The sequence below is a fragment of the Mesorhizobium sp. M4B.F.Ca.ET.017.02.2.1 genome, from assembly GCF_003998955.1.
Taxonomy (GTDB): Bacteria; Pseudomonadota; Alphaproteobacteria; order Rhizobiales; family Rhizobiaceae; genus Mesorhizobium; species Mesorhizobium abyssinicae.
The window spans coordinates 1-20749 of the sequence record NZ_RZOF01000074.1 but is presented as its reverse complement, the minus strand read 5'-3'; the positions used below and the strand labels follow the sequence as shown (position 1 = coordinate 20749).

Here is a 20749-nt window from a genome sequence, read left to right as displayed (position 1 = left end):
CCTATGCCTATTACAACGCGGCGATCCTCCAGGAGGGCGGTCCGTTCGCCTTCTTCGACGAGAGCATGACGGCGGAAGCGGTGCGCTCCGGCCTCGGCGTCGTCGGGAAGCTGCTCGCTTTGCAAGGCACGGGCGGCTCGTCCTCGATGCGCGACGGCTTCGACAAGATGCGGCAGGCGGGCGCTGCCGCAAGGCAGATGCTGATCGCGGCGGCGGCGCAGAAGCTCGGCGTTTCCGCCGGCGAGCTGGAAACCGCCAGCGGCACGGTCCTGCACAAAGCGTCGGGAAAATCGGTCACCTATGGCGAAGTCGCCGCCTCAGCCAACACCATGCCGCCGCCCGCCGAGGTCAGGCTCAAGGACAAGGCCGACTGGAAGCTGCTCGGCAAGCCGCAGAAGCGCGTCGACATGCTGGCCAAGGTCACCGGCGCGCCGATCTTCGGCATCGATGTCCGGCTGCCGGAGATGCTCTACGGCACGGTGAAGATGAGCCCGCGCTTCTGGTCGAAGCCGGTGAGCGCCGACCTGTCCAAGGCGGAAAAAATGCCCGGCGTGGTCAAGATCGTGCCGATCGAGACCAGCTACGGCCATGGCTTCGGCGTCAACGCCGAAAACACCTGGGCGGCATTCAGGGCCGCCGAGGCGATCGAGGCCAAATGGGCCGACCCCGAATATCCGCTGGACAGCGCCGCCATCGACGCGGCGCTGAAACAGGCGCTCACCACCAAGGGGTCGGCACTCCGCAACGACGGTGACGTCGACACCGCCTTCGCCGACGCGCCACGCGAAAAGATCGTCGAGGCCGACTATGCGGTGCCGTACCTGGCGCACGCGACGATGGAGCCGATGAACGCCACGGCGCGGCTGAAGGACGGCGCCCTCGACATCTGGTGCGGCAACCAGGCGCCGACGCTGGTGCGCCAGCTCTGCGCCAACGCGGTCGGCATCGAGCAGGACAAGGTCACGGTGCACACAACCTTCCTCGGCGGCGGCTTCGGCCGGCGCGTCGAGATGGACTATGCGCTGTGCGCGGCGCTGATGGCCAAGGAAGCCGGCGGTCGTCCGGTCAAGGTGACCTGGACGCGCGAGGAGGACATGCGCCACGACGCCTACCGCCCCGCGGCAATCGGCAGGTTCCAGGCGCGGCTCGGCGACGATGGCCTGCCGGTCGCGGTCGACATGAAGGTATCGTCGCCATCGATGATCGCCAGCACCTTGCGGCGGCTGTTCCCCTCGCTGTCGGCGATGGGACCGGACAAGACCATCGTCGATGGCGCCTACGACCAGCCCTACACGATCCCGAACTACCGGGTGAGCGGCATCGCCGCGCCCGTCTCGATCCCCGTCGGTTCGTGGCGATCGGTCGGAAGCTCGATCAACGGCTTCTTCCATGAAGGCTTCATGGACGAGATCGCGGCCGCCGGGAAAACCGATCCGGTCGAATTGCGCAAGAAGCTGATGGCCGCTTATCCGTCGGCGCTGAAGGTGGTCGAGGCAGTCGCCGGGATGGCGAAATGGGGCGAGGCGCTGCCGGCCGGCAAGGCCAAAGGCATGGCCTTCACGCTGTCCTTCGGCAGTTGGGTCGGCGAGATCGTGCAGGTCGCGGACACGCCGGCCGGCATCCGCATCGAAAAGGTGTGGATCGCTGCCGATGTCGGCACCGCGCTCGACCCGGACATCATCAAGGCGCAGCTCATCTCCGGCGCCATCTACGGCCTGTCGGCGGCGATGGGCCAGGAAATCACCTTCGCCGACGGCATGGTCGAGCAGTCGAACTTCCACGATTTCGACGCCATGCGCATCTTCCAGACCCCGGTGTTCGAGGTGGCGGTGCTAGAGAATTTCCACAAGATGGGCGGCGTCGGCGAGGTCGGCACGCCGCCGGCCGCTCCGGCGCTCGCCAATGCCATCTTCGCGCTGACCGGCAAGCGCATCCGTAGGTTGCCGCTGTCGAAAGAGGTGACCTTCGCATGAGGAAGCTTCTCATCATGCTGACGCCTGCTGCCATCATGTTGCTGGCGGCGCCTTTTGCAACCGCGCAGGAGGCCCGGCAACCAGCCCCAGCAGCAGTCGACACGGCCAAGGGCCTGCCCGAATGGGACAAGGTCTATGCGGTGTTCTCGCATCCACGCTGCGCCGACTGCCATGTCGCCGACGATCGGCCGCGCTGGTCCGGCGCGCATTATGGCGGCACGCGCGTGCATGGCTTCAATGTCCAGCGCGGCGCCGACGGCTCCGGCTTCGGCAATCCCGGTCTGCGTTGCACGACGTGCCATTTCTCCAGCAATTCCAAGGCATTGCACGGGCCGCCGGGGGCCGAGAACTGGCATCTGGCGCCGGCCGAGATGGTCTGGTTCGGAGAGTCCTCGGCCGAAATCTGCGCCCAGATCAAGGACCCCGCCCGCAATGGCGGGCGCAGCCTGCAGGATGTCGCGCTGCATGTTCGCGACGACAAACTGGTTGCCTGGGGCTGGGCCCCGGGAGCGGATCGTGAGCCGGCGCCAGGCTCGGCGGAGGAGACATACACAGCGATCGAGAACTGGATGGCGGCGGGCGCGCCCTGTCCGGCAGCGCAATAATCCATCAAAGTTTCTGACTATTTTGCGTTGCAACTTTGAGGTAGAAGCGGCGCTTCGCCTATCACGGCAAATTGAATAGGGCCTTGCGCGCACCCATATCGGCGACGCGCCCGCATTCGAAAGAAGCGGCCCGGCCGAACCCCGCAGTGGAAACGACGACGATGCCGAAAATCAGGTTTCACAAGCTTGCAGCCATTGTTGTGCTTATCGGATTCGCAGCCTGGATGGGAACGGGTGAATTCTCGTCCGTGGGCAGCGCCGCCGCCGACAAGCCGAAGGCAGAAGACGCCTCGAAGGCTACGCAGCCGGAGGCCGCCAAGCCGAAAGCCGCCGAGGCCGAGGCGAAGGCGCCGCTGCGCACCGTCGCGGTGGTGACACCGCCGCGCAAGACCTATGCGCGCGCCATCCGCATCTCCGGGCTGACCGAAGCCGACAAGCGGGCGGTGCTGGCGACGCGCGTCGCCGGCGTCATCGACCAGCTGCCGGTCAAGCAGGGCCAGCGCGTCAAGACCGGCGACCTGGTGCTGATGCTGGCGGCCGAGGAGAAGATCTCCAACGTCGACAACGCCAAGCAGCTTCTGGTGCAGCGCCAGGCAGAGCTGGAAGCGGCCCTGCGGCTGATGAAGACCGGCAATCTGCCGGCGCTGCAGCTCGACACCGCGCGCTCGAACCTGACGTCCGCGCAATCCCAGCTGGAGACCGCGCAAGCCGAACTCGACCGCAACGAGGTCAAGGCGCCGTTCGATGGCGTCATCGACCGCGTTCCGGTGGAACTGGGCAGCTCGGTGATGCAGGGCGGTGAGGTGGCGACCATCCTCAAGCTCGACCCGGTGATAGCGCGCGGCGAGGTCAGCGAGCGCGACCTGCGCTACATCAAGATCGGCGACGAGGCCAATGTGCGCCTTGTGAACGACCAGAAAGTCACCGGCACGGTGCGCTACATCAGCCGCGACGCCTCATCGCAGACCCGCACCTTCCGTGTCGAAGTGGCAATCCCCAATGCCGATGGCGCCATCCCCGCCGGCATGACAGCCGAAATCACGCTCAGCGCGCAGCCGACCGACGCGGTCATGCTGCCGCGTTCGGTGGTGACGCTCGGCGACAAGGGCGACCTCGGCATCCGCGCCGTCGGCAAGGACAACAAGGTGGCGTTCTACCCGATCGATCTCGTCGACGACACGCCGAACGGCCTGGTGCTGGGCGGCATTCCGGGTGACGCGCGCATCATCGTCGCCGGCCAGGAGCTGGTTAAGGAAGGCGACGCGGTCAAGCCGGTCGAGGCCGACCAGGCTACGATCAACAAGCTGATCGGCGAAGCCACCTCCGGCACGCAGTAGCGCAGTCCGGTGTCGGGCGCGCCCGGCGTCGGCCAATTCGCTACTCCTCGAAGACAACAGCAGGCATAAGTCATGGATATCGTCAGACTCGCCATCCACAACGCCCGCCTCACAATATCCGCGCTGCTGTTCCTGCTCGTGGCGGGCTGGGTCGCCTATCAGTCGACACCGAAGGAAGCGGAGCCCGACGTTCCGATTCCGATGATGTATATCAGCCTGATCTATCAGGGCATCTCGCCGGAGGATTCCGAGCGTCTTCTTCTGCGTCCGATGGAAAGCAAGCTGAAGAGCCTGAAAGGCCTCAAGGAGATGCGTTCGGCCGCCTTCCAGGGCGGCGGCTACGTGCTGGTCGAGTTCCAGCCGCAGACCAATCTGGCGACCGCGCTGCAGGACACGCGCAGCAAGGTGCAGGACGCCAAGGCCGACCTGCCGCAGGCGGCCGAGGAGCCGACCGTCAACGAAGTCAACGTCTCCGAGTTTCCGGTCCTTGTCGTGACGCTGTCCGGCGACGTGCCGGAGCGCGTGCTGACGGCGGCGGCGCGCGAATTGCGCGACCGCATCGAGGAAGTGCCCGGCGTCCTCGAAGGTTCGCTGCAGGGCGCGCGTGACGATCTCGTCGAGGTCGTCATCGACCCGGTGAAACTGTCGTCCTACGGGCTGCAGCTCGACCAGGTGATGCAAGGCGTCGGCGCCTCCAACAGCCTGGTCGCCGCCGGCAATCTCGAAGGCTCGGAAGGCAAATACGCGGTCAAGGTGCCGTCGCTGATCGAGACGCCGGAGGATGTCGCCAACCTGCCGGTCGTCGCCACGCCCAATGCCGTGGTGCAGGCCAAGGACATCGCCACCATCCGCTCCACCTTCAAGGACGCCGAGACGGTGACGCGCCTCGACGGCAAGCCGGCAATCGCCATCGAGGTGAAGAAGCGCATCGGTGCCAATCTGATCGACACGCTGAACCATGTCAGGGAAGTGTCCGACAGCTTCATCAAGACGATGCCGGAAGGCATGCACGTCACCTACACGCAGGACAAATCGGTCTTCGTCAACCAGCTGCTCGGCGACCTGCAGAACCACGTCATGATCGCCGTCATCCTGGTGTTCATCGTCATCCTCTACGCGCTGTCTGGCCGCGCCTCGCTGCTCATCGGGCTGGCCATTCCGTCGTCCTTCCTGATCGGCATCCTGCTGCTCGCCATGATGGGCTACACGATCAACATGATCGTGCTGTTCAGCCTCATCCTGGCGGTCGGGATGCTGGTCGATGATGCCATCATCGTCACCGAATTCGCCGAACGGCGCATGAGCGAAGGCATGCCGAAGGCGGATGCCTTCGCGCTGGCCGCAAGGCGCATGGCCGGTCCGGTCATCGCCGCGACGATGACGCGCATCGCCGCCTTCTCGCCGCTTTTGTTCTGGCCGGGCATCATCGGCGACTTCATGAAATACATGCCGATCACGCTGATCGTGACGCTGTCGGCTTCGATGCTCTATGCGCTGGTGTTCGCGCCGACGCTGGGCGCCATCTTCGCCAAGGCGCCCAAGCATCATGAGGACGAGAACCGCGACGGCTGGTACATGGCGCTGGTCAAGCAGGCGGTGCGCTTCCCGATCACCGTGATACTGCTCACCGTCGGCCTGCTGGTCGGCGTCGGGTTCGCCTATTCGAAATACGGTGCCGGCGTCGAATTCTTCCCCAGCGTCGAGCCGGATTACGGCCTGCTCTACGTGCATGCGCGCGGCAACCTTTCGCTGGCCGAGATGGACGCCGCCACCAAGGAAGCGGAAAACCGGCTGCTCGGCTGGCCGGGGGTGAAGTCGGTCTATACGCGCGCCGGCAAGACGCAAGGCGGCGGCCAGGACATTCCTGAGGATGTCGTCGGCGTCATCCAGTACGAGTTCGTCGACTGGCGCGAGCGCAAGTCGGCCAACCAGATCCTCAGCGACCTGCGCGGCGTCATGGCCGGCATTCCCGGCGTCGATGTCGAGGTGCGCGTGCCGGAGGCCGGCCCGCCGACCGGCAAGCCGATCCAGATCAGGCTTTCGGCCGCCGATCCCAAGGGGCTCGACGACAAGGCGCGCGCGGTGGCGGCGCGGATCGCCAAGATCCCCAACGTCATCGACATTTCGGACGGCCTGCCGCCGCCCGGCGTCGACTGGGCGCTCGAGGTCGACCGCGCCAAGGCGGCGCAATACGGCATCAGCCCGACCTCGGTCGGCACGGTGGTGCAACTGGTGACCAACGGCCTGAAGCTCTCGGAATACCGGCCCGCCGGGGCGGACGACGCCGTCGACATAAGGCTGCGCCTGCCCGAGGACCGGCGCACGCTGTCGACGCTGGATGAGCTAAGGGTACAGACCTCGCAAGGCTCGGTGCCGATCTCCAACTTCGTCGTGCGCAAGCCCGAGCCGACGGTCGGCATCCTCAACCGAATCGACGGCGCGCGCACGGTGGTGGTGCAAGCCAATGTCAGCGCCGGCGCGCAGGTCGCGGCGGTGCAGCAGGAAGTTACCAAGGCCGTTTCCGAGATGGATCTCGGCAGCGGCATCCGCTGGAAGCTCGCCGGCTCCAACGAGGACAGTGCCGAGGCCGGCGCCTTCCTCAGCAAGGCCTTCGGCGCGGCGATCTTCCTGATCTTCCTGGTGCTGCTCATGCAGTTCAACAAGTTCACCAGCGTCTGGCTGGTGCTGTCCTGCGTGGTCATGGCGACGGTCGGCGTCTTCCTCGGACTGCTTTTGACGGGCGAAGCCTTCGGCATCGTCATGTCGGGCATCGGCGTCATCGCGCTCGCCGGCGTGGTGGTGAACAACAACATCGTGCTGATCGACACTTACGACCGGTTGCGCGAGGAGGGCTGGGACAAGATGGACGCGGTGCTGCAGACCTGCCGCGAGCGCGCCCGTCCGGTGGTGCTGACGGCGGTGTCGGCGATCCTCGGCGTCTTGCCGATCGCCTTCGGCCTCGGCCTCGAGATCTTCCACCACGAGACGACGATCAACGCGCCGTCGACGCAGTGGTGGATCTCGCTGTCGTCGGCGATCGTCTTCGGCCTGTCCTTCGCCACCTTGCTGACGCTGGTGGTGACGCCATCAATGCTGATGGTGTTCACGCGCAGCAAGGACAGTCGCTTCAACGCGTTTTTCCGGCGGCTGTTCGGTCGCGGCAAGGGCAAGGTTTCAACGACTGTCCCAGGCGACGATGCGGGCGCCGAGCCGGCCGTCGCCTTCCAGAAAGCCGCCGAATAAGTCAGCTCAACCAGGAAGATAAAGGCCGCCCGGGGAACAACCGGGCGGCCTTTTGCATTGTCCCAGCATAACTTCACCTCACGGCGAGGGCTTTCTCATGACGGTCAGCACACTTCTCGTCATCATTCTCATCCTCATCCTGATCGGCGCCGTGCCGGCATGGCCGCATTCGCGCTCCTGGGGCTATGGCCCTTCGGGCATCGTCGGCGTCATCCTGGTGGTGCTTTTGATCCTGTTGTTGATGGGCAGAATCTGATCCCTTATGCGACCGAGCCTCCTCGGAGGCCCGGTCGTCGTCGGCCGCAGTCAGGCGGCCTCGCGCGAGGCGGGAGCGACAGCAATGCCGATATCCCGCATGGCCTCCTTCACCGCCTGATCGAGACGGGTGTGCGGGATTTCGCCAATGATCTTCTCCAGCCGTGTCGAGACCAGCTGGTGCTCCTCGAAACGAAGGTAGGACATCGAGACGATCTCACGCCACATCGCCACGAACGGGCTGCCGGCGCGCAGCACCCACCACGGCATTAAGCCGAGCTTCAGCTTGCGCCCGAGCGCATTCTCGGCCGCGGCCTTGATATCGAGGTCGGTGACGGCATGGCCGGGGAAGTTGAGCGCCTCGTAGAAGCCGAGCTTGTCGAGATTGCGCGCCAGGCCGACGAAAGCCGCTGCGAAATCCGGCAGATAGGCCCATTCGTGGGCGAGATCGGCCGGACCGGGCGCCGTGTAGATGCCCTTCGCCATCTTGGCGGCGACGACCAGATCGAACCAGGAACCGCTGCCGGTGCCGCCGAAGAAGTCGCCGGCCCTGAGCAGAATGGTGCGCACGCGGCCGGCCTCGGCCTCGCGGCGCAACAGATCCTCCATGGCGACGCGGATGCGGCCCTTCTCGGTCGTCGGCCGGAACGGCGTGTCTTCCGTGATCACGCGAGGCATCGGCGAGCCGTAATTGTAGACGGTGCCGGGGAACAGATGCAGCGCGCCGTTGGCGCCGCAGGCGGCCATGACATTCTCGGCCATCGGCAGGCATTTGCCCCAGTCGGTGTAGATCGGGTTGAGGCCGTTGAAGATGATGTCGACGCCTTGCGTTGCGCGGATCAGCGAGCCGCGGTCGAGCGCATCGCCGGCTATCGCCGCGGCGCCCTTGAGCTCGGCCGGCACCTTGCCGCTGCGGGTGACGGCGCGGACATCGAAGCCGGCGTCGATGAAGGCCTTGCCGACGACGCGGCCGAGCCGGCCATTGGCGCCGAGGATTGCGATCTTGGTCATTTCTCGTCTCCGTGTTTGCGTTGGGCCCTCAATCTGAAGCTTTCGCAAACGAATGGAAATTGACTGAAGTTGACGTTCTGATATTCATAAATGAATGGCAGAGATCGACTGGAACCTGATCAAGAGTTTCGTCGCCGTGGCGGAGACCGGCAGCTTGTCGGCCGCCGCGCGAAAGCTTGCGGCGAGCCAGCCGACACTTGGCCGCCACATCGCCGAGCTGGAGCAGGCGCTCGGCGTGACGCTGTTCCGTCGCGGCCGCAGCGGCTACGCGCTGACCGAGGCCGGCAGCGTGCTCTTCGAGCGCGGTCGCGCGGTGAGCGAGCAGGCGAGCGCCTTTTCGCTGCTGGCGCTGGGGTCGGTCGAAGCGATCGAGGGCACGGTGCGCATCGCCGCCAGCGAGGTGGTGGCGGCCTATGTACTGCCGGAGATCACGGCGCGACTTGGTGTCGAGGAAACGGGCATCGAAGTCGAGATCGTCGCCTCGAACCGGGTCGAGAACCTGTTGCGCCGGGATGCCGATATCGCCATCCGCATGGTCAAGCCGGCGCAGAACGAGCTTGTGGCGCGCAAGGTCGCCGACATTCCGCTCTGCGCCTGCGCGGCCAAATCCTATCTCGGCAGGGCCGGCCGCCCGCTGGAGCCCGCCGACCTTGCCGGCCATGCGCTGATCGGCTTCGATCGCAGCGACGAGATGATCCGAGGCTTTGCCGGGTACGGCATTCCGGTCAGCCGCAGCAGCTTTCGCTTAAGGACCGACAATCAGATCGTTTTGTGGGAGGCGGTGCGGGCCGGTAATGGCATCGGCCTTGGCCAGCGTCCGCTGGCCGAGCGCGATCCGCTGGTGGAGATCGTGCTGCCACAGCTTCCACTGCCGGTGCTGCCGGTGTGGCTGGCCATGCATCGCGACGTGCGCAGCAGCGTGCGCATCCGCCGCGTCGCCGACTTCCTCTACGAGGAGCTGAAGCGCTACTCGGCCGGCGCCGGCTAGCGCATGATGCCGAAAAGTGTGAAGCGGTTTTCGGACGGCGTCATGCTCTATTTCTCTAATCTCAGAGCCGGATGGATTTCAGGTCGATCCGACCTGAAATCCATCCGGCTCGGGAGCGAACTCGGCGCGGTGAGCAAGCCCGGCCATCAGCAGGACGACGATCAACAGCCCCGACAGGGCGACGAAGATCGGGCCGAAACTCGAATGCTCGGCAACGAAGCCGATCGCCGACGGCGCCACCAGTATGCCGGAATAGCCCATGGTGGTGACGACGCTCATGCCGGTGCCGGAAGACATGCCCTCCTGGTTGCCGCCGGCCGAAAAGATGATCGGCACCATGTTGGCGATGCCGAAGCCGCAAAAGGCAAAGGCGGCGATCGCAAGCCAGGGCGATGGCGACAACCCGGCCACCAGCATGCCGGCAGCGGCGGCAAGGGCCGAGCCGCGCAGCGTCGCCACCGCGCCGAAGCGGTTGCGCACGCCGTCACCGAGGAAGCGCATCAATGCCATGACGCCCGAAAAGGCCGCGTAAGCAAGGCCGGCGATGGCAAGGTCGGCGCCGAGCTCCTGCTGCAGGTAGAGCGCCGCCCAGTCGAGCACCGCGCCTCGGAGACCATCGTCAGCAAAGCCATCAGCCCGACCAGATAGACCAGCGGATTCGCCGGCAGTGAGAATTTCCGATGCTCGGCGGCCTCGGGCTTGTCCTCAACAATGAGATAGCCGACAGCGAGCGCGATCACCGCGAAGGCGAGCACCGTCACCACCGTCGCATGGGCGAAATGGCCGTAGTTCTGGATGGCGAAGCCGCCCAACGCGCCGCCGGCGAAACCGCCAAGGCTCCAGAAGCCGTGCGAGGACGACATGATGGCGCGGGAGAGCCTTCTTTCCACCGCCACCGCATTGGCGTTCATGGCGACGTCCATGCCGCCGATCGAGCCGCCGAAGATGAACATGGCGATGGCCGCCAGCGGCACATTGGGGGCGAGCGCAACGGCCAGCAGGCCGAAGCTGCCGCACAGGCCGAACCAGCGCAGCACGGCGCGGGAGCCATGCCTGGAGATCAGATGGCCGCACCAGGTCATCGCCGCCACCGCGCCGGCGCCGAACAGGAGGATCAGCAGGCCGAGCGTGAATTTCGAGATGTCCAGCCGGGTCAGGAACACCGGGATCTGCGGTGCCCAGCTCCCGGTCAGAAAGCCGTTGGCGAGGAAGATGCCGGCCACGGCCCAGCGTCCGCGCGTCGCGGCTTGCATCGTGATTTGCACGCTCATGATGTGAAGTACGCCGGTGGATCTGGGCAGAAAATTAGATCGATTCAATTCATAGTCAAGCGCTGAGCAGGCAGAAGTGCTTGGGCCAAAGCGGCGACATCGGGTTGGTTCACAGCGTCAACGACAAACTCGTGGGCAGGCCATCCGCATGCCGGCGCATGTCATTGCAGGCTGACCGCCAAGTCAGCCAAGGACAGTTATCAAGATATTCGACTCTTGAGAAAATCGGTTATCACACCAGCCGTGATCGCTGGATGCTCCTCCGGGAAGAAGTGTCCTCCCGTCATCGCCCTTCCCTGTACATCGACCGCCCACCGGCGCCAGAGAGCCAAGGGACCCCCAGCATCGTCGTACCAGCTCGCCAGGGCGCCGCTTTCGCTCCAAAGGGCGAGCAGAGGGCAATTGATGCGCCGGCCAGCACCGAGATCTGCCGCGTCGTTCTCGCGGTCGATACTCGCGGCTGCGCGATATTCCTCGCAGATTGCATGGATATGGCCAGGATCGCTCAGGGCGGCAACATAGGTCTCTCGAACCCAGTCGGGAAAAACGTCTCGCGGTGTTCCCCACTCACCAAGCGCATTGTCCACGACTGCGTCGGGCGCGGAGAAAATCAGGCGCTCTGGAAGAGGAGATGGTTGCGCGAGCAGCGAAAACGGCCAGAAAGCCAAGGCAAGGCGCGCGTCAGCGCGATCCCATACGTCGAAAGTTGGCACAACGTCCAACACCGCGACGTGAGATACGCATGTGGCATGGTCAAGCGCGGCCCGATAGGCAACTCTGCCTCCTCGGTCGTGGCCGACTATGGCGAAGCGATCATGGCCGGCGGATCGCATGGCTTCCACCAGCGTCGTGGCGATCTCGCGCTTCGACATAGCGTCTCTCAAGCGCTCGTCTGGACAATTGCTTCGCCCGTATCCGGGCAGGTCGGCCGCAATCACCTTATATTCGCCCGCCAACAATGGGGCGATCTCGCGCCACATCAGGTTCGTCTCTGGAAAGCCGTGCAGGAGAAGTACGGGAAACCCGTCGCCACCTTCGTAAAGGAAAATTGCGCCGCGCTCGCCTTCAACCACGCGGCTTGTGAAGCCGGGAATCTCTGTCGTATCTTTCATCATGACTTTAGAACGGCAACGAGCCGCTAAAGTTCATAGCGGGTCAGCCGAACGAACGTCGTCGCCTTGAACCGCACCAGATTCGCTAGTGATCCTTCGGCCGCCTTGCCTCGAACTCGGCCTTTTTGGCCTCCGACGCGTCGGTCTGGTGGAGCGCCTGCCATTCGGCATAGGGCATGCCGTAAACGATCTCGCGCGACTCGTCCTTGGAGAGCGCGACCCCCTCGGCCTCGGCCGCGTCGCGATACCAGTTGGAAAGGCAGTTGCGGCAGAAGCCGGCAAGGTTCATCAGGTCGATGTTCTGCACGTCGCCGCGCTGGCGCAGGTGATCGAGAAGCCGGCGGAAGGCGGCGGCCTCAAAATCGCGCTTCTGCTCGTCGCTGAGTTCGGTCATGTCATGCACTCCTTGGGCCCTCCTCAGGCCCTATGATACCGGCCCGGTGCGCGAGCCGAACATCTTCACCCGATGTATATCGGGACGGCCATCGATCGCGTCAACGATCGGCGCCAGCCGCTCGGCCCAGGCGAGGGCGCCCTCGCGCCCGGCGATCAGATCCTGGCGGATCTCGAGCAGCGCGTGGGCAAAGCCGTTGACGATGGCGTGGCGAAACATGGTGTCGCCGCGCAACGCGCCGTCGTAGGGCTCGTTGTCGCCGACGACGAGGTTCCTGTCCTCGGCCAGCATGTCGATCAGCGGCCGCGCCACGCGATCATCCAGGTCCCACAATATGCCGACATGCCAGGGTCGCCGGATGCCTTGCATGACAGGCGTAAAGGAGTGCACCGAGAAGATGAAGGGCGCCTTGGCTGACGCCTCGGCCACCGAGGCGATCATGGCGCCGACGGCGTCGTGATAGGGCCGGTAGAAGCGGTCGAGCCGTCGCTCGCGCTCTTCTGGAGCCATCGGATAATTGCCCGGCACGATGGTGCCGTCATAGAGCTGGCGGATCAGCGTCGGGTCGTCTTCGCCGCGATTGGGATCGATCAAAAGCCGCGAGAAATTGGCCAGCACCGCCGGCACGCCGAGCGTCGCCGCCAGTTCGCGTGTTACCGTCTCGACGCCGATGTCGTAGGCGATGTGGCGGTCGAACTCGCTCGCCGGCAGGCCGAGGCTGCCATACTCTTCCGGCAGCGCGCGGCGGGCATGATCGCCAAGCAGAACGATGCCTCGCTTGCGGTCGCCTTCGACGATATCGAAAGGCGCGAAAACTGTGGATCGGGTCATCGGCTGGAAATGGTCTGGTCGCTGGCTTCCCGGCAGGGTGGTAACGTCATTCCACGAAGAGGACGCTGGCGCAATGCCGTTGTTTGGCCACGGTTTCTGCGAAGAATCCAACGCATGGCGGCAAATCGCGCCTGGGGCCTTTCTAAATCGATTGGAATTGAACAAAACGGCGCGTTGACATGCGCCCGGAGTTTGCCGAAAAGGGGCGTCGAGAGATGCAGATGTCGTTCTTGAGGGGTTTCAGGATGGGTTCCGCCGGCAGGCCGCGCATGCGCCGCGCCTTCGCCTTGCCGATCCTGACCGTCGCCACCGGGCTCACGGCCATGGTCGCGGCGTCCCCCGCCCGGGCCGATTTCCGCGTCTGCAACGCCACCCAGAACCTGGTCGGCGTCGGCATCGGCTACCGCGCCAAGGCCGGCTGGATCACCGAGGGCTGGTGGCACATCGAAGGGTCGAGCTGCAAGACGCTGATCGAGGGTCCGCTGTCATCAAGGTTTTACTATCTTTATGCAGAAGACGCCGAGCGCGGCGGGCGCTGGGACGGCCCGATCAACATGTGCGTGGCCGAAAAAGAGTTCAAGATCGCCGGCGTAACCGATTGCGTCGCCCGGGGCTTCCAACGCGCCGGATTTCAGGAATATGACACGGGCGAGCAGGCAAGCTGGATGGTCCAGCTGACCGACGAGCCCGCAACGGGAGGCGCACCAGCGGCCCCCGCCCCGGGAACAAACAGTCAATGAGACGTAACCGTAAGGTCAAGATCCTCGCCACCATCGGTCCGGCTTCCTCTTCGGAGGAGATGCTGAAAAAGCTTTTCGAAGCCGGCGCCGATGTCTTCCGCATCAATATGAGCCATACCGACCACGATTTGATGCGCACGCTGGTCGGGCGCATCCGCGCGGTCGAGGAAACGGTCGGCCGTCCGATCGGCATTCTCGCCGACCTGCAAGGGCCGAAGCTCAGGGTCGGCAAGTTCGCCAATGGCAAGGAGACGCTCAGCGTCGGCCAGACCTTCACGCTCGACAACAATCCGGAGCCGGGCACGTCGAGCAGGGTCTATCTGCCGCATCCGGAAATCCTGAGTTCGGTCGAGGCCGGCCATCGTCTTTTGATCGACGACGGCAAGCTGGAGCTCAGGGCGGTGAAGAGCGACGGCAAGTCGATCACCTGCACCGTCGTCGCTGGCACCACGATTTCCGACAAGAAGGGCGTCAGCCTGCCCGACACCGACCTGCCGGTCGGCGCGCTGACCGAGAAGGACCGCGCCGATCTCGACGCGGTGCTGGCGGCGAGCGTCGACTGGGTGGCGCTGTCCTTCGTGCAACGGCCGGAAGATCTCGCCGAAGCGCGCAAGATCGCGCGCGGCCGGGCGCTGATCATGGCCAAGATCGAGAAGCCGCAGGCGGTTACCCGCCTGGCGGAGATCATCGAACTGTCGGACGCGCTGATGGTCGCGCGCGGCGACCTCGGCGTCGAGATGCCACTCGAGGCGGTGCCCGGCATCCAGAAGCAGATCACGCGTGCGGCGCGCCGCGCCGGCAAGCCGGTGGTGATCGCAACGCAGATGCTGGAATCGATGATCACCGCGCCGGTGCCGACCCGCGCCGAGGTGTCTGACGTGTCGATCGCCGTGTTCGAGGGCGCCGACGCCATCATGCTTTCGGCCGAATCCGCGGCCGGCGCCTATCCGGTCGAGGCCGTGGCGATGATGAACCGCATCGCCACCAAGGTCGAAACCGACCCGACCTATGCCGGCATCATCAACGCGCAGCGCTCGGAACCGGAAGCGACGGGCGCCGATGCGATATCGCTCGCCGCTCGCGAAATCGCCGAAACGCTGAAACTGTCGGCGATCGTCACCTATACCGCCTCCGGCACGACCGGCCTGCGCGCCGCGCGCGAGCGACCGCAAGTGCCGATCGTGGCGCTGTCGCCGATCCTCAACACGGCGCGGCGGCTGTCGCTTTTGTGGGGCACGCATTGCGTGGTGTCGCCCGATGCCGTCGACCTCGACGACATGGTCGACCGCGCCTGCCGCATCGCGATCGACGAGGGCTTCGGCAAGCCGGGCGACCGCGTCATCATCACCGCGGGCGTGCCGCTGAGGACGCCGGGCTCGACCAACATGCTGCGCATCGCCTATGTCGGGTCGGAGACGCAGGCCAGCCGCACCTGACTTCTCGGTTTAGCCCGCCGCAGTTCCGAGCGCTCTTGCCGCACCTTCGGCGTGATCGACACGCCGCAGGAAATGGCGAGCGCGAGGGATGGGATCATGCAGATACTGATCCGGCCCTCGCATCTTGCGCCGGTTGAGTTCGGCGGTGTCGAGCAGATCGAAGTCGACCTTTTCGAGCGCGCAGTACCAACCGGCGCTGTGCGAGGCCCATCCTCTTTTGTGGTGCACCAGAAGCCGCTCGCGCCGGGAATAGCCATGGTAGTCGAAGGCGATCACGCCGTTCGTCACATAGATGTGGTTTCCCGAAAAGCCTTCGCCCGGAATGATCCGCTCGCCGTAAAATCCGCCCTTGGGAGGATGACCGAGGAAAGTGCCCGCAAGGATGTGGCAGGCGCCGTAGCCAAAGAAAATGCGGTCCGGCAGTGCCCAGAATTTTTCGGGGTTTTTCTTGATGCCGTGCTTCAGGACATACATCAGGTCGGCGCCAGCTCGGCGCCGGGCACCGTGATGTCAGGGCATTGCCCCTGGTTGTAGGCATCGTCGGCAAGCCGCGCCTCGACGCTCCTCGCCATCGCCTGCAGGTCGATGCTCTTGCCGGCGGTCTTCTCGATGGCGCCGACGACGAGATCCGGCGCGATCCAGTCGGGTTTGTGGCCGAGATTGTGTACCCAGACCAGCTCGGCGCCGGGGATATCGCGGGCAAGGCCGGTCGAATGGATGGTGGCGTAGACCACCTTGTCGCGGTCACCGGAAATGATGACGGTCGGCGCCTTGATGTCATGGTAGTGCGGCGAAGCGTCGAGCGCGTAGCTGTAGAGCCCAGCCACATCGGCGGCGTTGGCGCGAAAGGCGCCTGGCCGCAGCACAAGGGGGATCGAGGCGGCGGCGACGTAGCCGTCCGGCGCCTTGTTGGGAGAAAAGACGCAGGCCGTGGCGGCATCGATGCGCAGCGCTCCGGCCGGATAGGCTAGCGTCTCGGAAAACAGCGGGCCGATCAGCGGAATGGCCGTCAGATTGTAGTACCAGGCCGTCGCCCCGCCCGGCCAGGGATGGCTGGCGGGCGACAGGAAGACGAGGCCCAGCGTCTTGTCCGGATGCTTGCGGGCAAAGGCGGTGGCGACCGCGCCGCCGAAGGAGTGGCCGACGACGATCGCCTTCCTCATCCCAAGCTGATCCATCAGCGCGGCGATGGTGTCGGCCTGCGCCGGCAAGGTCTCGTTGTCGCCGCGCTCCGACCAGCCGAAGCCGGGCCGGTCTAGAAACAGCATCTCGGCCCGGCCTTCGAGCAGCGGCCGCAGCGGCAGCATCTGATCCTTGAGATTGGCGCTGGCGCCGTGGATGAAGACGATCGGCGGCAGCTCCGCATTGGCCGGCGCCGGAACATGGACATAATGGATGCGCGCGCCGCCGATGTCGGCGAAGTCGCCGACCGGCAGGTTGCGGCGCTCGATCAGCCAGGCACCGGCGCGGGTGACGCCGACAAAGGCAAGGACGAGCGCGAGGAAGAAGGCAAACGCAGCGTAGATGAGGTTCATGATGGAGAATACGGAACGGAGCGGAAATAGTTCTGGAGGAGGGGCTTAGGCAGTAGGCAGTAGGCAGTAGGCAGTAGGGGATGTTTCTCACTACTGCCTAGCGCCTAATGCCTATTCCCTTAAATGCCTTCGCCGGCAAGCTCTTCCGACAGCGTGCCGACCTGGTCCTGGGCGCTGCGCATCATCGGGTAGATGGCGAGCACCTTCTGCCAGGCCTCCAGCGCCGACTGCTTGTGGCCGGTTTCGGCCATGATCTGCGCCAGGCCGGACAGGGCGCCGAAATGGCGCGGCTCGAGATGCAGCGTGTGGTCGATGTCGGACATCGACTTGCCGTAGTTCTTCATCATGAAATGCAGCGTGGCGCGCCGGTTCCAGCCTTCGGCATAGGTCGGCTGCAAGGTCACCACCTGGTCGAGGAAATCGAGCGCGACGTCGTATTTCTGGTCTTCCATCGCCTTTTGCGACCATTGCATCATCAGGTCGATCGAGGCGCTGCCGGATTGCGACCATTCGCTCCAGATGCGCTGGGCAATGCGCTCGGCGGCCTTTTCATTGCGCTCGCGCTTCAGGTCGGTGAACAGCTGGTCGAGGCGGGCTTGCTTGGTCGCAGCCACAGGCGGCGCGACCGGATCATTCGCCCAAGCGGGCGCCAAAGCGGCCGGCAGGACAGCGCCGGACAGGCAAAGGGTCGCGAGGAATGCAAAACGAATCCGCATCGCCGGAATCTAATCCCCGACGGCGGATCGGCAAAGTGATTTTAGCGTGAAGGAGCCGGCAAGCCGGCAATACCATCATAGACGCGCGGCGTGGTCTCTATGTGCATGTCGTTGTCCCAAAACCGCTTGGCACCTTTGGGCGACATGCACTAAGCCGCGCGCAAAGCTCAGCCCTGGCGCGCCTTGTAACGCGGGGCGGTCTTGTTGATGATGTAGATGCGACCCTTGCGACGAACCAGCTGGTTGTCGCGGTGACGCGCCTTCAGCGCCTTGAGCGAATTCTTGATCTTCATGGTCTTGCCTGTTCGGTCGGGGCCCGCTGCCGGGCCGAATTTTAAAGGCGCGCCCGAAAAAGCGCGCCTTTGAACTTGCGTGGCTCATAAACGAGGAGCCTTGCCCGTGTCAACCGCAAGCGTGCTTTATCGCCGGCTGAAATCGCGGGCAATCAAATGTTCGCCATCTCCGCTGCGTGGCATTGCGCAGCCGGGGTCGGGCTGGAATGGTGCCGTCGCCTCGCAAGATGATTTGGAGACGCACATGCGCCTGATGGTTCTGTCCACCTGTCTTGCCGTGCTGGCGGCGGCCCCGGTCGCGCGGGCGCAGGAATGCGACCGCAACGACGACAGCCAGCAGATGATGAATATCTGCGCAAATGCCGACTACCAGGCGGCGGACGCCAAGCTCAATGCAACCTACAAGGGTCTTGTCGGCGATGGCGACGAGAAGTCCAACAAATTGCTGCAGGCGGCGCAGCGCGCCTGGATCACGTTCCGCGACGCGGAATGCGCCTATTCCGCTGCGGACAGCGAGGGCGGCTCCATCTACCCGATGGAGGTCTCGCAATGCCTGACGGAGCTGACCAATGAGCGCGTCAAACAGCTCACGTCCGGCCGCAACTGCCAGGAAGGCGACGCGACCTGCGCCAGCCCGGACGAGGACGAAGACCAGGACATGCAGTAAGCCGGCGCTCAGCTTCGACTGCTGATCCGGGTGAAATGGCCCATCTTGCGGCCGGCGCGCGCCTCGGCCTTGCCGTAGAGATGCAACATCAGGTCGGGCTCGGCGAGCAAGGCCGGAACGCGGCTGACATCGTCGCCGATCAGGTTTTCCATGACGCAGTCCGAGTGGCGGCCGGGCGTGCCCAGCGGCATGCCGGCAACGGCGCGGATATGCTGCTCGAACTGCGAGACCGTCGCGGCGGCCTCCGTCCAGTGGCCGGAATTGTGGACGCGCGGCGCCATCTCGTTGGCGAGCAGCGAGCCGTCGGCGAGCACGAAGAACTCGACGCCGATGACGCCGACATAATCCAGCGCCGCCAGTACCTTTGCCACTGCCGCCTGCGCGGCGGCCGCCGTTTCATGGCTGATCCCGGCCGGCAGGGTCGAAGTGTGCAGGATGCCGTCGCGATGGACATTCTCGGCCGGATCGTAGGCGGCGATGCTGCCGTCAAGGCCGCGCGCGGCGATCACCGATATCTCGCGCTCGAAGGCGACGAAGGATTCGAGGATCAGCGGCACATTGCCCATCGCCTCGCAGGTGCCGGAAAAGCCGCCGGTGTCCATGTTGCGGAAGACGCGCTGGCCCTTGCCGTCATAGCCCAGGCGCCGGGTCTTCAGGATGCCGCTGCCGCCGAATTCCTTCAGCGCGGCCGTCAGTTCGGCATCGTTGTCGATCGCGCGGAAATCGGCGGTCGAAATGCCGACGCCGTTGAGAAACTTCTTCTCGGCCAGCCGGTCCTGCGCCACTTCGAGGGCGCGCGCCGGCGGGTAGACCGGCACCTTGGCGGCCAGCGTGCTGGCGGCGGCCACCGGCACGTTCTCGAATTCGTAGGTGACGACGGCGCTGGCCGCGGCGAGTTCGGCGAGGGCCTCTGCATCGTCATAGGCGGCTGTTATCTGGCGGTTGGCGACCTGGGCCGCCGGGCAATCGGCCTGCGGTTCAAGCACCACGGTGCGATAGCCGAGACGGGCCGCGGCCATCGCCAGCATGCGGCCGAGCTGGCCGCCGCCGATAATGCCGATGGTCGATCCCGCAGGCAGGCTCATGGCGCGTCCGCCGGTTCGGCGGCAACCTTGGCGGTCTGGGCGGCGCGCCACGCGTCGAGCCGGGCGGCCAGCCGGTCGTCGTTCAGCGCCAGCACGGCGGCGGCGAGAAGAGCGGCATTGGCGGCACCGGCCTTGCCGATGGCGAGCGTGCCGACCGGAATGCCGGCCGGCATCTGGACGATGGAGAGCAGCGAATCCTGGCCGGACAGCGCCTTCGATTCCACCGGCACGCCGAAGACGGGAAGCGGCGTCATCGCCGCCGTCATGCCGGGCAGGTGCGCAGCGCCGCCGGCGCCGGCGATGATCACCTTGTAGCCGGCCGCCTTGGCGCCCTTGGCGAAATCATAGAGCCGGTCGGGCGTGCGGTGGGCGGAGACGATCAGCCGCTTGTGCGGGATGCCCAGCGCCTCCAGCGTCTCGGCGGCGTGGCGCATCGTCGCCCAGTCGGACTGGCTGCCCATGATGATGGCGACGTCGGCACGCTGATCGGTCAAAGTTTTCGCTCCCGGCGGCAAAGGCGCGCCTTAGCGGAATTCGCCGGCAACGGCAAGGACGCGCCGGCATCGCCAGGCCGGCGGCCATAAATCGGCTTACACGGCCGCCTTGCGGAAGCGGGCGACGAAGTCGTCGAGTTCGGGCCGCTCCATGTCCGAGATCGCCCAGTAGGAGAAGGCCCCGTCGCTCCAGTGGACCAGCGAGAAGCCGCCGGACGATAGGTCCTCGGGCTGGCTGGCACTGCCACCCTGCTGCGGTTCGGCGACCAGCGTGATCAGGTGTTCACGATGGCGATAGACCAATGCCGGCACGGGCCGGTCGGCGATCACTTCGACCCGGCCGCCGATCAGCGCATAGCCGTCCTGCGCGAGGTCGGGCGCCGGGGGCGACACGCCGATGCGGGCGTCGAGCCACGGCTTCACGGTGTGGCGGTCGGACGAAACGATGTCGATCGGGCTGGCGGCGAGCAGGCTGCGGCGATGGCCGCTGGCGACCGCCGCGGCAAAGCTGTCGGACGCGCCGTTGAACATCAGCCATTGCGTTGCGCCGCTGGCCAGCACCGCGCTGATCACGATCGACGCCGCCAGCGCCCGCCAATCGAACGAGCCAAAAAGGCGTGTCCTTGACGGTGGCCGCGTCCGGGAGGGACGCGTCCCGGTTTCTCGCCTCTGGCCTCTACCAGTGCCCGCAATCAATCTTGGTAGCGCCGGCGACGCACCCCGCTGCGGCTCCGCCGCCTCGGCGGCCGCCTGCTGTTCGATG

20 protein-coding genes and 1 pseudogene are annotated in these 20749 nt (G+C 65.4%); 9 read left to right on the top strand and 12 right to left on the bottom strand.

Annotated features, from left to right (window positions below):
• From EN738_RS12060 to EN738_RS12040, 5 genes are all read left to right on the top strand, one after another.
• Window positions 1–1973: xanthine dehydrogenase family protein molybdopterin-binding subunit (locus EN738_RS12060; RefSeq protein WP_145966845.1), on the top strand; the 1973-nt coding region annotated here is incomplete at its 5' end.
• Complete coding sequence (locus tag EN738_RS12055) at window positions 1970–2578, top strand: hypothetical protein (protein ID WP_127283865.1); 609 nt, start codon at window positions 1970–1972, stop codon at window positions 2576–2578. The genes EN738_RS12060 and EN738_RS12055, both read left to right, overlap by 4 nt.
• 161 nt (window positions 2579–2739) lie before the next feature.
• Window positions 2740–3915, top strand: a complete 1176-nt coding sequence (locus EN738_RS12050) for an efflux RND transporter periplasmic adaptor subunit (protein WP_127283864.1) — start codon at window positions 2740–2742, stop codon at window positions 3913–3915.
• 72 nt (window positions 3916–3987) lie between these two features.
• Entirely contained in the window at window positions 3988–7158 is a 3171-nt protein-coding gene (locus tag EN738_RS12045) for an efflux RND transporter permease subunit (protein WP_127283863.1), read from the top strand.
• Between the two features lie 97 nt (window positions 7159–7255).
• A complete protein-coding gene (locus tag EN738_RS12040) occupies window positions 7256–7414 on the top strand; it encodes a DUF3309 family protein (protein ID WP_127283862.1) in 159 nt (52 codons plus the stop codon).
• Between the two features lie 50 nt (window positions 7415–7464).
• Here the strand turns inward: EN738_RS12040 and EN738_RS12035 are convergent, their stop codons facing one another.
• Entirely contained in the window at window positions 7465–8424 is a 960-nt protein-coding gene (locus EN738_RS12035; RefSeq protein WP_127283861.1) for an SDR family oxidoreductase, read from the bottom strand.
• A 94-nt stretch (window positions 8425–8518) separates the two neighbouring features.
• Between EN738_RS12035 and EN738_RS12030 the strand changes: the two genes are divergently transcribed.
• Window positions 8519–9412, top strand: coding sequence for a LysR family transcriptional regulator (locus EN738_RS12030; RefSeq protein ID WP_127283860.1), 894 nt, complete (start codon window positions 8519–8521; stop codon window positions 9410–9412).
• Between the two features lie 78 nt (window positions 9413–9490).
• Here the strand turns inward: EN738_RS12030 and EN738_RS12025 are convergent.
• From EN738_RS12025 to EN738_RS12010, 4 genes and pseudogenes are all read right to left on the bottom strand, one after another.
• A pseudogene (locus EN738_RS12025) lies at window positions 9491–10665 on the bottom strand (MFS transporter).
• A gap of 218 nt (window positions 10666–10883) precedes the next feature.
• On the bottom strand, window positions 10884–11798 hold the full coding sequence (locus EN738_RS12020; protein ID WP_348629085.1) for an alpha/beta hydrolase: 915 nt from the start codon (window positions 11796–11798) through the stop codon (window positions 10884–10886).
• 82 nt (window positions 11799–11880) lie between these two features.
• Complete coding sequence (locus EN738_RS12015) at window positions 11881–12189, bottom strand: DUF1244 domain-containing protein (RefSeq protein WP_127283859.1); 309 nt, start codon at window positions 12187–12189, stop codon at window positions 11881–11883.
• Window positions 12190–12219: 30 nt separating this feature from the next.
• On the bottom strand, window positions 12220–13020 hold the full coding sequence (locus EN738_RS12010) for an N-formylglutamate amidohydrolase (protein ID WP_127283858.1): 801 nt from the start codon (window positions 13018–13020) through the stop codon (window positions 12220–12222).
• Between the two features lie 269 nt (window positions 13021–13289).
• Between EN738_RS12010 and EN738_RS12005 the strand changes: the two genes are divergently transcribed.
• Entirely contained in the window at window positions 13290–13760 is a 471-nt protein-coding gene (locus EN738_RS12005; protein WP_187331441.1) for a DUF1036 domain-containing protein, read from the top strand.
• Window positions 13757–15196, top strand: coding sequence for a pyruvate kinase (pyk, locus tag EN738_RS12000; protein WP_127283856.1), 1440 nt, complete (start codon window positions 13757–13759; stop codon window positions 15194–15196). The genes EN738_RS12005 and pyk overlap by 4 nt, the downstream gene beginning before the upstream one ends.
• Window positions 15197–15205: 9 nt before the next feature.
• Here the strand turns inward: pyk and EN738_RS11995 are convergent, their stop codons facing one another.
• The 4 genes from EN738_RS11995 to ykgO all read right to left on the bottom strand — a co-directional run bounded on the left by EN738_RS11995 (window position 15206) and on the right by ykgO (window position 17740).
• Entirely contained in the window at window positions 15206–15670 is a 465-nt protein-coding gene (locus EN738_RS11995; protein WP_127283855.1) for a hypothetical protein, read from the bottom strand.
• Window positions 15670–16731, bottom strand: a complete 1062-nt coding sequence (locus EN738_RS11990) for an alpha/beta hydrolase (protein WP_127283854.1) — start codon at window positions 16729–16731, stop codon at window positions 15670–15672. Before EN738_RS11990 ends, EN738_RS11995 begins: the two co-directional genes overlap by 1 nt.
• Window positions 16732–16850: 119 nt before the next feature.
• Window positions 16851–17447, bottom strand: coding sequence for a hypothetical protein (locus EN738_RS11985; RefSeq protein ID WP_127283853.1), 597 nt, complete (start codon window positions 17445–17447; stop codon window positions 16851–16853).
• 167 nt (window positions 17448–17614) lie between these two features.
• Window positions 17615–17740 carry a type B 50S ribosomal protein L36 gene (ykgO, locus tag EN738_RS11980; protein WP_006203764.1) on the bottom strand — a complete coding sequence of 42 codons (126 nt, stop codon included), beginning with the start codon at window positions 17738–17740 and terminating at the stop codon, window positions 17615–17617.
• Window positions 17741–17984: 244 nt separating this feature from the next.
• On the opposite strand from ykgO, the gene EN738_RS11975 reads away from it, so the two are divergent.
• A complete protein-coding gene (locus tag EN738_RS11975) occupies window positions 17985–18407 on the top strand; it encodes a lysozyme inhibitor LprI family protein (RefSeq protein WP_127283852.1) in 423 nt (140 codons plus the stop codon).
• Between the two features lie 8 nt (window positions 18408–18415).
• On the opposite strand, the gene EN738_RS11970 is transcribed toward EN738_RS11975, so the two are convergent.
• The 3 genes from EN738_RS11970 to EN738_RS11960 form a co-directional block, all read right to left on the bottom strand.
• Window positions 18416–19492, bottom strand: a complete 1077-nt coding sequence (locus tag EN738_RS11970; RefSeq protein ID WP_127283851.1) for a 5-(carboxyamino)imidazole ribonucleotide synthase — start codon at window positions 19490–19492, stop codon at window positions 18416–18418.
• Window positions 19489–19986 carry a 5-(carboxyamino)imidazole ribonucleotide mutase gene (gene purE / locus EN738_RS11965; RefSeq protein ID WP_127283850.1) on the bottom strand — a complete coding sequence of 166 codons (498 nt, stop codon included), beginning with the start codon at window positions 19984–19986 and terminating at the stop codon, window positions 19489–19491. The genes EN738_RS11970 and purE overlap by 4 nt, the downstream gene beginning before the upstream one ends.
• 96 nt (window positions 19987–20082) lie before the next feature.
• A complete protein-coding gene (locus EN738_RS11960; protein ID WP_245494481.1) occupies window positions 20083–20559 on the bottom strand; it encodes an anti-sigma factor in 477 nt (158 codons plus the stop codon).
• Window positions 20560–20749: the final 190 nt, after the last annotated feature.